This is a genomic window from Clostridium tunisiense TJ (assembly GCF_000300195.1).
GTDB lineage: Bacteria > Bacillota > Clostridia > Clostridiales > Clostridiaceae > Clostridium_J > Clostridium_J tunisiense.
Genome location: NZ_AMQH01000012.1, coordinates 483,768 through 496,715, shown reverse-complemented (window position 1 = coordinate 496,715; position 12,948 = coordinate 483,768). Strand labels below are relative to the sequence as shown.

Sequence of the window (12,948 nt, the reverse complement as noted above, 5' to 3'; positions counted from 1 at the left end):
AGGGGGGAATATGGATTTTTTTATAATCTATATTGTGCTTTTTACTTCTATTTTTATTCATGAATTAGGACATTATCTAGCCTCTAAAATGTTTAAGGTTCCTGTATATCAGTTTTCTATAGGGGTAGGTCCTAAAATATTTTCTTTCTTGAGATATGGTACAGAATTCGAAGTAAGATTACTTCCACTTGGTGGATATATCTATAATGATGAATTAAAATATGAATCCCTCAAATTGCTAAAAATTTATGTAATTTGTTTATCTGGTGTATTTCTTAACTTTTTAATATTTGTATTATCTTTACTCACTTCTCTGGACTTTAATTTTAAGTTGCTTGAAAGTAACTTAATTAATATATATGGAATAATTGCTCAAAGTTTGCGATGCATAAGCTTAAAAAATATCTATATCTTACAAAATAATCTTGCAAACTTATTTATTTCAATGAAAGGTACTACCTTATGGTTTTTATTAATAATTGTAAACTTAACTTTAGGGCTTACAAATCTCATCCCCTTATCCTCACTAGATGGTAATAAGATCTGGGTTGCTACTATTAATAGATTAATAAAAAAATCAAAAATTAATGTTATTAATAGTAAGTTAATTATAGTGGTGGTTAACATTTTAATAGTATCAATATTATTGTTTTTGATTTTTTAGGCAAGTAAAAACACTCCTGTGGGAGTGTTTTTTTATTTCCAATATATATTTTTAGCAACTTCAGCTTTATCAGGGAGGTTAACCCCTTCTAATACAAAGTCTTTAAATATTTGATAACCTGTTCTATCAACAATGTATCCAACGTGTTCTTTTCCATTTGGCGCATCCTTTTCAATGTATTTATCTACATATTTATAGGTATTTAAGATGATTTTTATTATTGAATCTTCGTCAATCCATTTAATAAAATCCTCTGCAATTCTAGGATTTTTCTTCCCTGTTCTTCCCATTATAACTAGTTTGTAATATTTTTTATCACTTCTAGTCCAGGCATTTGTTGGACATTTGTTTACGCACTCTCCACAACCTAAGCATTTCTCATGATCTCTTTCTACTTTGAAATTCTCCATTCTAAGGGCCCCAGTTACCCTTTTTTTGCAATTTTTAACACAAGCACCACAGGAAATACATCTATGACTCTCATATTGGGGTTCAGTCATTCCTAAAACTCCAAAGTCATTCATTCTAGCCTTAATGCAATCGTTAGGGCATCCTGTTACAGCTACTTTTACATGATAGTGGTTTGGAAAGATGGCTTTTTCAATTCTTTGTGCTAATGCAGTTGTATCATAATTTGCAAAAGGACATACTCTATTTCCTATGCAAGAAGCTACATTTCTTGTCCCTGCAGCTGCATACCCAGTTTTAGGTGCATTGGGCTGATTTATATCTAATCCCTCAATTACAGGCTGGATAAGTTTATTAACCTCTTCCATTTTATCAAAATCTATATCTGTGATTTCAAATCCTTGCCTTGTAGTCATATGCACAGATCCATTTCCATACTTCTCTGCCACTTCTTTTAACACATCAAAATATTTTACAGGTAAATGTCCTCCAGGAACTCTTATTCTTATAGCTGTTTTCCCTCTTTTTTTAGTTACTCTAAAGGCATTTCTCATTATAGCTTTAGTATTAATGTCCACAATTACCCCTCCTTAATCTACTAAGTTTTTTGCCTGAGCATAATTAAATACAGGACCATCTAAACATATATAGGTATCATCCATCTTACAGTGACCACACTTTCCTACTCCGCAACACATTTTTCTCTCGTAGGAAACCCATATGTTTTCTTCTTTTATGCCAAGATTTAAAAACTCAGCTACTGTAAACTTCATCATCATTGGAGGGCCCACCACCACAACAACAACATTTTCTATATCACTTATCTTAATTTTAGGTACATATTTAGTTACAAGACCCACATTTCCAGTATAATCTTCTGGTGCTGAATCCACAGTTACTGTAACACTAACTTTTTCCGCCCATTGCTTTAAATCTTCTTTAAACAAAATATCTTTGGGTGATTTAAATCCTACTAAAAGATTAAAATCCTTTGCTTTTTTTCTATGTTTTGTGAAATGCTCTACAATCCCTCTCACCGGAGCAAGGGCACTTCCTCCAGCTGCTACAATAACTTCTTTTCCTTCATATTGGGTAACATCAAATCCATTACCATAGGGTCCTCTTAAAAACAGTGAATCCCCAACAAAGAAAGTGTGAATTACATCAGTAACCACCCCAACCCTTCTTATAGTTAAATCAATGAAATCTTCACCTATTCCACTGACAGAAATTGGCGCTTCACCATACTTAGGAATAGAAACTTCCATAAACTGACCTGGCTTAACTTCACCATGAAACTCCATTCTAAAAGTGTACTCTATATCTGTATGTTGTATAATATTTAATATTTTTGATTTAAAAGGCATATATACATTATTCATTATTCCACCTCATTTACAGCAATATTTAATTTATTAACACAGTTAGAGAAGGAGATATACTGAGGACAGACATCATCACATCTTCCGCAGCCTACACACATATGATATCCAAATCGCTTTTTAAAATCATAAACCTTGTGCATAGTTTTAAATCTCATTCTTTCTCCGTTCTTTCTCCTAAAGCTGTGACCGCCCGCCATATCTGTATATCCATCTACTTGGCATGAAGCCCAAACTCTTCTTCTCTCTCCATTCTTTGGATTGTCTTTATAGTGAATATCCTGCATTGTAAAACATGTACAAGTTGGACATACAAAGTTACATCTACCACAAGCTATACATCTAGCATCATACTCATCCCACATTGCTGCCTTAAATACTTTTTGACATAGATTTTCTGGAATACTAACGTTTACATTGTTTTCTTCTACAAAATCAATTTCAATATCTGTACTTTCTCCCTCTTGGAAACAAGGTGAAAGCTCTTCATCTTTAATTTTTACGTAAACTGTATCCTTTTTGTACTTTAAATACATACTGAAATCTTCTGTTTTGTTTGTTTCCATAGATACGCAAAAACAGTTATCAAAGCTATTTTCACAGCCAATTAATATTATTTTAAGGTTATCTCTAAAATGTTTATAATAAGGATCTTCAAAACCATTTCTCAAATATATTTCATCACTTCTTTTAAGAGCATGAACATCACAACTTCTCAAAAATACCAAGGTTTTCTTTTCTTCCTTTTTAGGATCTATATAAGCATCTTCCGTAAAATAGAACAAAGTCTCTGTAATTGGCATATATACTTCCTTGGCAGAGAAACTACTTTTTATTCTAAACTCTACATCCTGTATCTTATTAATTTGCTTATATTTCACTGAGTTTGTATCACTTAAAGTACCTTTACCTACTAGAGTAACAGGAGCAAATATTCTATATTCCTTTTTCAATTTGTTTAGTATTTCATTAAAATTTTCTGCATTATATTTTCTATCCATGGTTGTCCCCTTCCTAAAACTAAATTTATTTTTCCTTAGAAATGTACCAGTAGGCAAGAGCCACAAATATTATTCCACCTACCATATTTCCAAGAGTTACAACTCCAATGTTATATATATATCCGTTTAAGGTTACTGTGGCTGGGTGAGGTATAAATAACCCTATAGCAAGAAGTGTCATGTTTGCAATACTGTGTTCAAATCCAGCAGTAATAAACACAAATAAACACCAGAAAATCATAATTAATTTTGCTGTTTCTTCTTTTAGCTTAAAAGAACACCAAACTGCAAGGCAAACCATTATGTTACAGAGAACCCCTCTTATAAATAGTTGCACTGCAGGTGTTGCCATCTTAGCAGTGGAAATCTTACTAATAAATTCTGCAACTGGTCCTGTAACAAGTCCACTTTTGGAATACAAATACCCTAATAAAATTGCCCCTAGTAAATTTCCTATAAAGCTAAAAACCCATATATTCAAAGTTTCATTTAAAGTAACCTTCTTATCTAATGTACCAATAGTCATAATCATATTATTTCCAGTAAAAAGCTCCGACCCTGCCATAATCACAAGACTAAGTGCCACTCCAAAACTTAATCCCATAATTATTTTTGTAACTGGAGAATTTGCAGCGTTAAGTAAACCACCAATAGTAAATATAAGAATAACTCCAAATCCCACAAACATTCCAGCTAAAGCAGAACTAATAAGATATTTTCCTTTTGAGCTTTTTAGCAACTTACTTTTAGCTACTGCTGAATTCCCTATCTTTTCAACAACATCACCAAACATAAAAAAACCTCCTCAACTTATTGTTAATATAATAACAATAAATGTTAAGGAAGTATGTGATAATAGTCACAATTTTAAGGTTTTTTATAAATTTCTATAATATTCAATCAACTTTTGCTGATTAACTATAAATTTTTTATCTAAATACTTAACAAGGCCTTGCCCTTCTAAGGTTTTTAAAGCTCTAGAAATTGTTTCCCTTGGATGCCCTAACATTTCAGCTAAGTAAGTAATAGTAATCTTTAGATCTATAATAGTTTCATCATCGTAGGGTTTCCCATAATCCATCGATAATTTCCATAGTTTTGCAGCAACTTTTTTATCAACTCTTATTACAGCAGTATTCTTTAGTTGTCTATAAAGTCTTCTTATTTTCTTGCTCATAGAGTTAATAATTATCTTTGTAAACTGAAAATCCTTCTCCATTATCTTTAATATATCCTCTTTATTTATAGAGATTAACTGTGTATTTTCATAACCTTCACAACAAATAGATGCAGTAATACCATCAAAAATTGCTTCATTTATTATTGTTCCATGGGTAAGCACATATATAATTCTTTTTTGTCCATCTGAAGTAGTTCTATACATGGTTACTTTTCCTTCAAGTATAATATATATATTATTTACTTCATCCCTCTCTAAGAACAGTACTTCTCCCTTTTGTAACTTAACTACATTGCATTTATTTACAAGCTCTAAAATTGTTTCTTCTTTAACCTGTTGAAATAACTCTAGTTTTTTTAACTCTGAAATCTTAATCTTCATATATTCACCTTATTTCACATATAATCTTCACACTAAATTTTCTGCATTTAAATAATTATAACATTGATTTAAACAAATACAGAAGAATTTATTTACTCTCTAGAATCATTTTATATTTAAAGTTTAAGATTAAATAAATATTCATCTCACAACTGTTCTTTCTTATTATTAATTTTTTACAATAATTTTATTGTATCTATTTTCCTAAAAGAAGATAAAAATCTTTATTGTTTTCCATTTATAAATAAAATCAAGCACTATGAAATTAGTAATATCTCATAGTGCTTAATCTTTAATAAGAAACTTTCGGTGCATTTAGGCTTTATATCTTTAATAAGATTAAAGAAGTATTAAAACTGCAATCATATGGTTTCAAAGGTATGTTTAATTAGATGAATAAATTCACATTTGAATCCTCAGCTTCACCTAAATAATAACCAACTCCACCTTCTTTAACTCCATCAATTAGTTCTTCTTTTTTTATTCCCATAACATCCATTGACATTGAGCAAGCAACTACTTCCACGCCATTTTTCATTGCTTGTTCTATTAAGTCTTCTAAGGAAGATATGTTTTTATTTTTCATAACTCCTCTAATTAATTTGCTACCCATACCCATCATATGCATATTAGAAAGCTTAAGTCTCCTGCTTCCCCTTGGCATCATCATACCAAAGGCTGTTTCAATAAAATTCTTTTTAACTGAAATCTTTTCATGCTTTCTTAAGATATTTAGACCCCAGAAGGTGAAGAACATAGTAACTTTTTTACCCATAGAAGCTGCTCCGTTAGCTATAATAAAGGAGGCAATTGCTTTATCTAAATCTCCACTGAACACTACCATAGTTTTATTATCTTTTGGCTCATAAGTTACTGCAGTAGTCTTGCAAGCTTCTGTAATCCTTTGGCTAGTTCCCTTTTTTATCATTGCCGTAGAAATGCCTTTATCTCTGTTAATTTCTACCAATTCATTATTTGTTCTTTTACACCAAGCCTTAATATCCTCATAAAACCCTGGATCAGAGGCCTTAACTTCTAGTAGATCTCCTAAAGCTATTTCATTAATACTATCTCTAACTTTCATTAGTGGTCCCGGACAACTTAATCCACAAGCATCTAATGTAATGATTTTTGCCATATGTGGTTCTGCTTTGCTTATGGAGTCACCTTGATTACTACTTTCCCCACCTCTTGTTTGTCCTTCAAAGCCTGCTTTTCCTTCACTTTGAAAATTATTAAAGTCTTTTGGTGAGAACTTTTCAAGCATGTAGCTCTTATAACCACCTGTAACATTTTTTACTTTAAATCCATGATTTTTCATCATTCTTTCAGCCACGTATCCTCTAAGTCCTACAGCACAATAAATCCAATATTCCTTATTTTTATCAAGAGTATCTAGCTTAGTTCTAAGTTGATTAACACTTATACTTGTAGAATCCGAAATTTTTCCTACCTCTACTTCAAGAGGTTCCCTTACATCTAATAACACTACATTTTCTTTATCACGGCCATCAATATCTCTAGGTAATACAACTTCACTCTTACCACTTAGTATATCCTCAGCGATATATCCTAGAAAGTTTACAGGATCCTTTGCTGAAGAAAATGGTGGAGCATAGCTTAACTCTAGTTCAGTTAAATCATAAATTGTTCCATTTAATCTCATTACTGTTGCAATTACATCTATTCGTTTTTCTACTCCACCATATCCAAGACCTTGAGCTCCTAAGATTTTGCCTTCATCATTAAAAATTAACTTAAGAGATATTGGAGTTGCACCTGGATAGTAAGCTGCATGGTCATTTGGGTGAGCATAAATTACTCTGTAAGGAACTCCTAACCTTTGAAGAGTTCTCTCATTACTTCCTGTTCCTGCAGCAATAATGTCGAAAACTTTAATTACAGAGGTTCCCTGAGTTCCTTTGAAGCTAGATTTAACTCCAAGTATATTATCTGATATTATTCGTCCTTGTTTATTAGCAGGTCCTGCTAGTGGTACTGCTGTTTGACCACCATTAACAAAATCTACTACTTCAACAGCATCACCTCCTGCATAGATTCCTGGGACGTTTGTTTCCATATGCTCATTAGTGATTATATGTCCTCTTGGTCCAAACTCAATTCCACTATCTTTTAAGAAGTCTGTATCTGGCTTCACACCGATAGCAGATATTACAATTTCACCAAAAACTTTTGTTCCACTATTTAAAACTACATTCACTCCATGGTCTAGAGACTCAAATTTCTTAACCCCATCACTAAGCTTAAGTTTTACTCCTCGTTCTTCTAATTCCTTCTCAGCAATAACCACCATATCGCTATCAAAAGGTGCCAATATGTGAGGTGCTGCTTCAACTAGTGTTACATCTATTCCTCTTTCTTTTAGGTTTTCCGCCATCTCAATACCAATATAGCCTCCACCAATTACAACTGCATGTTTAACGGATTTGTTATCTACAACTGCTTTAATTTTATCTGTATCAGGTATATTTCTAAGTGTATATATTCTTTCATCATTAATACCTTCGATAGGTGGTATTATTGGTTTTGCCCCTGGAGCTAGTATTAAGTAGTCATAGGACTCTATATATTGTCCTTTTTCTTTTGAATTCACTGTTACAGTTTTGTTAACACTATCAACTTGTATAACTTCACTATTATTTCTTACATCTATATTAAAACGAGATTCCATCAATTCTTTTTTAGTTACAATTAGTTTTTCTCTGTCCTTTATAACTTCTCCAATGTGGTAAGGAAGTCCACAGTTAGCAAAGGAAATATATTCCCCTTTTTCAAACATGATAATTTCAGCTTCTTCATTTAATCTTCTTAATCTAGCAGCCGCAGAAGCACCTGTAGCAACACCACCAACAACTAATACCTTCATAATCGTTCCTCCATTTAATAATTATTATATTATAATATTACGTTATTTTCTCCATAAATTCAAGTTAAATTTTTAACTGAACTATTAATTTATGTGATTTACTATTATTAACTTATATTATTTTACAAATTCTCTATGATTATACTACTTAAAAAGAAATTCATACCATCTATTTATTTCAAACTCAAGTTCTTCAAAGTTGATAAATCTCCCCTGTCTGGCTATCTCTTTCCCCTCAGCAAATAAAATTAAAGTAGGAACAGTAAAAACCATAAATTCTCCTGAAGCTTCTACTATGTCATCTATATAAATATGAATATATTTTATTTCGGAAAACCTTTTTATGATTTTTAATACTTTAGGTTCAACAACGTCACACACTGAACATCCATGGGTTGATGCAAGAACTAAGGATAATTTGCTTTTTTCAATTAATTGTAATATTTCATCTAAACTTTTCACTTTTCATCTATCCCTTCAAGGTATATTAAATCTAACAAAAATAAGTATATGCTTTTGTTCTTCTAAAATAAATAAATAAATAAATATGTTATATTTTTATTTATTTTGAATAACTGTACATTTATTTTGTACAGCTATTCAAATTTTATAAATTTCTTTTAACTCTTTATCTCCTATAAGATATTCTATAATATATCCTAACAATATAATAAAGGGCAAGTTCACAAACATTCTTGTAAATGTATATTTAGGCCCAAGCGCTGCTAACTCAAACAATAAAGTAGGAATTTTAGTTGTACACCAAGCTCCAACAAATATCATAATATTACTAAACTTTACTCCCTTTTTAGTAAACACTGCTATTATGGGGAAAGCTGCATACAAAGGACCAGCAGCAACAGAACCCAAAATAATAGCTAATGCTATGCCAACAATGCCTGAATTTTCCCCCATATACTTTAGCATTGTTTCCCTTGGTACCCATACATCTAACAGTCCTAGCAATAACATAATTGGTGGGAGCACACTTATCATTTGTTTGAAAGAAGCTAAAGCAATGGTAAATATACTTTTACCACAGTTAAAATTAATCAAAGTTATTCCCACTGTGATTAATAATATTATAAAAAAGAATAAATATCTTTTTAATATTTTCATAACATCACCCCATTAACCTTCCAATGACAAAAGCCACTAGAATTGAATAAAGGAAATAAGTCAAATTTCTAATCAGTGCTGCTCTTTTGCCTATAAACTTTGCTTCCATTGGAAAAGTAATAACTCCAACAAACATTAAGGTAGAAATTAAAGCTGTAACTTGAGTATATCCAGCTCCATTTTCTAGCAAAAGTGCTGCAGTTGGAAAAGCCACAAAGGTAGGCATTATAGTAATTGAGCCTATAATACTAGCAATAAAAACTCCTACCACCCCAGATTTATCACCTAGTAACTTAGAGATGGTTTCTGGTGATAAGACCGTTAGTATAAATCCTACTATAAAAATTACACTTAAAAACTGTGGCATAATGCTCTCAAAGGATTTTCCAGACTTAATTAAAGCTTGTTTTGTTTTATCTCTATTCTTAAGAAAACTAATTAAGTAAAGTATAATTACAATTCCATAAAGCATATAAGTTGTCATTGCTTTCACTCCCCTAGAACTTCTAAGTATATTATATTATACTAAACTAGTTTTTAATGGTTCATAGTTAACATGGATAATAAGTATATTTTAAAATCTTATACAAATAATAGAATATAAAGCTAGGAGGTGTATATTTTGGATTTGAAAAATTTAGATGTGCTTCATGACTGGGATAAATGGAAAACTGCTCTTTCAAAGGCTATTAACTTAGGCGAAAACATGGGTATGAGTGACCAAACTATTGATACTATTGCCTATAATATAGGTAGTTTTCTTAGTGCAATTGTAGATCCAGAAAATAGAGAGGAACGACTTTTACATGAACTTTGGAAAGTAGGTAGTAAGGAAGATAGAAAGATTCTTGCGAAACTAATTGTGAAGTTAATAAAAAATGAAGCACTAGAGTAAGCCCTTGCATTTAGCAAGGCTTATTTTTTTTCTTCATCTTCTGTAAAGTAATTATTTATAATGAACTGTTAACGATATGTGAACTTTATTGTGGATTTATTCATAGATTTGTAATATAATCAGAATATATGGATTTTTCACTCTAATCTGATTGTATCGTATAAATATAAACTTATTATATTTTAATTAATCTTTTAATTCTTAATTTAATTTGGGGATAAATTATGGAGGGAAAGTAAAAATGACCAATAGCGCTATAAAAATAACTGTAAACAAAAATGAGCCTTGTATATGTGGTAGTGGTAAAGAGTTCAGTGATTGTTGTATGAAAAAAAATCATAGCTATGAGGGACTATTGAAAGATGATGGAACCTATGGAATATATGACTTAACAGAATTTATGGCTGCAGCAAAAGGTTTGTTAATTTTTATTGACACAAGGGTAAATAGTGAAACATTTCAATTACCATTTAGTAGTTCTTCCAAAAAACTAAATAAACTTTATGAAAAATTAGCCACTACTTTGAACCCAATAGAAAAGGTAGCTTCCTGTAAAGTTGGTTGTAACCATTGTTGCCATTTGCCAGTATTGACCAGCAAGCTAGAGTATGAGGTAATAAAAGATTTTATTAATCATAAATTTTCTGGTGGAGAAAAGGAAAACTTAAAGAATAAAATTAACTTAAACATACAGATTTTTGAAAATATGCAGCATAAAGAGGAAAAATTTTCGAAGGTTAGTTATGATAATTATATTAAGATGAACGTCCCATGTGCTTTCTTAGATGAAACCAACCGTTGCAGTATTTATAACGTTAGGCCTTTTGTGTGTAGAAAATACTTAGTATTTAATAATTCAAGTGTATGTAAAGATCCATCACTAAATACAACTCAGTATTATGCTAAATACTTAACCACAGTAAAAGATGCTATAGGAAAATTAAATAAATTAACCTATAATAAGCTAGACTATAATCATCTTCTCACTTGGTTTCTCGAAAGTTAATATAACTGTATGGAGATAATTAGCTCCAGTATCTAGTATACTGAAGCTAATTATTTTTTAGTTTAAATTTTCATCACCTACAGAAGTAATTTATCTTATAGCTCTTCTGTAAGCTTAATTATTTCGTCAATTATATTCCCAATATGCTCTATTGTATCTCTTAAGGGTTTTTCAGTAGTAATATCTACTCCAGCCATCTTTGCAAGTTCCACTGGGGTTTTAGTTCCTCCGGATTTTAGTACATTTCTCCAATCTTCTATTGCAGCTTTTCCTTCTTTTAATATTCTTTTGCTAACTTCTGTAGCCACAGTAAGACCTGCACTATAGGTGTAAGGATATAGACCCATATAATAATGTGGTTGTCTCATCCATGTAAGCTCCGCGCCTTCAGTAATTTCTACTGTATCGCCCCAGAATTTTTCTAACACCTGTTTCTTAATTTTATTTAAGGTAGCTGCTTGAACACTTCCACCATTGTCTATAATCTTGTATACTTCTCTTTGATAAGCGGCCTCTAAAAGATGAGTAACAAAGTTATGATAATAAGTACGGCTTATCATTGAAGATAGAACCCATCTCTTGAATCTTGGGTCATTATTTATATTCATAAGATAGTTAGCCATAAGCATTTCATTCATAGTAGAGGGTGCCTCAATAAAATATAAGGATGGCCTTGAATCAAAGATATTTTGATTTTTATGAGCTAAAGTAAAATGTCCTGCATGGCCTAACTCATGGGCAAGGACAAAAACCTCCCTCATTCTTTCAGACCAAGAAATTAAAATAAATGGGTGACTCCCATAAGGACTTGAGCAAAACGCACCTGTAGATTTCCCTTTGTTTTCAACAAAATCAATCCACCTCTCCTTATAGGCTATTCTAACCATTTCTAGATAGTCTTCCCCAAGAACTGATAAAGCCTCTTCAACATATTTTTTCGATTCTTCTACAGAAATTTCTGGTTCATATTCCGGATCCACAGCCAATTTTAAATCAGCAAAAGTCATGTGATCTATATTGTGAATCTTTTTCAGTAATTTTACGTATTTTCTCATATGTGGAGCTAACTCCTCCATAATTATGTCTATTTGCCTATTGTATAAATCTTTGTCTACCTCTTGAGAAAATAATAAACTATCAATAACAGAATCAAATCCTCTAAGATTTGCTAAGGTTTTTTCCTTTTGAACTTGCACTCCATAAACTGTTGCTAAAGTATTTTGATATTCTTTTAACTTAGAGGAAAATGCCTGAAAAGCCGCTCTTCTTACTTTTGTATTTGTTTCGAACTCATAATGATTCTCAAAAAGTACAAAGCTAAGTGGATATTCTTCTCCATCTACTATAAAAGTTCCAAAATCCATATCAGCTAGCTTTGTTCTGTTATATATAGAATAAGGTGAATCTAAAGCCTCTGATAACGCAGCAAGAGTTTTTTCCACTTCTGGATGAAGTGCATGAGGCTTAAATCTTTTTATTGATTTTAAGTAGTTATAGTTTTCTTTAGAAGCATTCATTGCTTCTTCTATAACATTTTCGTCAGCTTCAGTAATTTCGCTATCTACAAAACTTAGTTTACTTTGCAGATCTGTAATGACATTCATTAATTTCATATATCTTTCTTGATTTTTATAATTAGTTTGGTCTACAGAAACTGAAAGACTTGCATAGGAAGCTGTAATATTCATAATTTCCGTTACTTTTCGCATTTTATCCAAACACTCATTAATAACCTGTGGGGTGTTTAATTTCCCTTTGTAATTCTCTACAATTTCTTTTGTACCATCTTCAACATCCTTAACTGCAGTGTTAAAAGCTTCTTCTGTGCTGAATATTGCTGATAAATCCCAAGTTAGTAATTCCTCTACGTCTCTTCTATCCTTCATAGCATTCCCCAATTTAAATTTCCCCCTTAATATGATAGTTATAAAAACATTATAACATATATTACCAATTATTTGATTGTTTTATTAGTTAATTTCATCTCTTAACTATAAGTATAACCCCCTATACTTAAGGGGGTTA

Annotated in this window: 13 protein-coding genes; 3 read left to right on the top strand and 10 right to left on the bottom strand. The window is 31.3% G+C overall.

The genetic code is table 11. From position 1 onward, the window contains the following. Positions 1 to 10: 10 nt before the first annotated feature. Positions 11 to 664: a site-2 protease family protein gene (locus C661_RS0114220; RefSeq protein ID WP_017416009.1), complete on the top strand. Its 654-nt coding sequence runs from the start codon at positions 11 to 13 to the stop codon at positions 662 to 664. A gap of 32 nt (positions 665 to 696) precedes the next feature. Here the strand turns inward: C661_RS0114220 and asrC are convergent, their stop codons facing one another. The 9 genes from asrC to C661_RS0114175 all read right to left on the bottom strand — a co-directional run bounded on the left by asrC (position 697) and on the right by C661_RS0114175 (position 9,506). Next, on the bottom strand, positions 697 to 1,650 hold the full coding sequence (gene asrC / locus C661_RS0114215) for a sulfite reductase subunit C (RefSeq protein ID WP_017416008.1): 954 nt from the start codon (positions 1,648 to 1,650) through the stop codon (positions 697 to 699). 12 nt (positions 1,651 to 1,662) lie between these two features. Then, entirely contained in the window at positions 1,663 to 2,454 is a 792-nt protein-coding gene (gene asrB, locus C661_RS0114210) for an anaerobic sulfite reductase subunit AsrB (RefSeq protein ID WP_017416007.1), read from the bottom strand. After that, entirely contained in the window at positions 2,454 to 3,455 is a 1,002-nt protein-coding gene (asrA, locus tag C661_RS0114205; protein ID WP_017416006.1) for an anaerobic sulfite reductase subunit AsrA, read from the bottom strand. The genes asrB and asrA overlap by 1 nt, the downstream gene beginning before the upstream one ends. Before the next feature lie 25 nt (positions 3,456 to 3,480). Next, positions 3,481 to 4,248 carry a formate/nitrite transporter family protein gene (locus tag C661_RS0114200; RefSeq protein ID WP_017416005.1) on the bottom strand — a complete coding sequence of 256 codons (768 nt, stop codon included), beginning with the start codon at positions 4,246 to 4,248 and terminating at the stop codon, positions 3,481 to 3,483. Between the two features lie 84 nt (positions 4,249 to 4,332). Continuing rightward, on the bottom strand, positions 4,333 to 5,016 hold the full coding sequence (locus C661_RS0114195; RefSeq protein ID WP_017416004.1) for a Crp/Fnr family transcriptional regulator: 684 nt from the start codon (positions 5,014 to 5,016) through the stop codon (positions 4,333 to 4,335). Between the two features lie 388 nt (positions 5,017 to 5,404). Next, entirely contained in the window at positions 5,405 to 7,903 is a 2,499-nt protein-coding gene (locus C661_RS0114190; protein ID WP_017416003.1) for a DsrE/DsrF/DrsH-like family protein, read from the bottom strand. Positions 7,904 to 8,047: 144 nt separating this feature from the next. After that, complete coding sequence (locus tag C661_RS0114185; protein ID WP_017416002.1) at positions 8,048 to 8,365, bottom strand: thioredoxin family protein; 318 nt, start codon at positions 8,363 to 8,365, stop codon at positions 8,048 to 8,050. A gap of 138 nt (positions 8,366 to 8,503) precedes the next feature. Next, complete coding sequence (locus tag C661_RS0114180; protein WP_017416001.1) at positions 8,504 to 9,022, bottom strand: permease; 519 nt, start codon at positions 9,020 to 9,022, stop codon at positions 8,504 to 8,506. A gap of 4 nt (positions 9,023 to 9,026) precedes the next feature. Continuing rightward, entirely contained in the window at positions 9,027 to 9,506 is a 480-nt protein-coding gene (locus tag C661_RS0114175) for a permease (protein ID WP_017416000.1), read from the bottom strand. A 138-nt stretch (positions 9,507 to 9,644) separates the two neighbouring features. On the opposite strand from C661_RS0114175, the gene C661_RS0114170 reads away from it, so the two are divergent. Next, positions 9,645 to 9,917: a DUF3243 domain-containing protein gene (locus C661_RS0114170; RefSeq protein ID WP_017415999.1), complete on the top strand. Its 273-nt coding sequence runs from the start codon at positions 9,645 to 9,647 to the stop codon at positions 9,915 to 9,917. Positions 9,918 to 10,158: 241 nt separating this feature from the next. Further along, complete coding sequence (locus C661_RS0114165; protein ID WP_017415998.1) at positions 10,159 to 10,923, top strand: YkgJ family cysteine cluster protein; 765 nt, start codon at positions 10,159 to 10,161, stop codon at positions 10,921 to 10,923. A gap of 95 nt (positions 10,924 to 11,018) precedes the next feature. Here the strand turns inward: C661_RS0114165 and pepF are convergent, their stop codons facing one another. After that, positions 11,019 to 12,821 carry an oligoendopeptidase F gene (gene pepF, locus C661_RS0114160; RefSeq protein ID WP_017415997.1) on the bottom strand — a complete coding sequence of 601 codons (1,803 nt, stop codon included), beginning with the start codon at positions 12,819 to 12,821 and terminating at the stop codon, positions 11,019 to 11,021. Between the last annotated feature and the right edge of the window lie 127 nt (positions 12,822 to 12,948).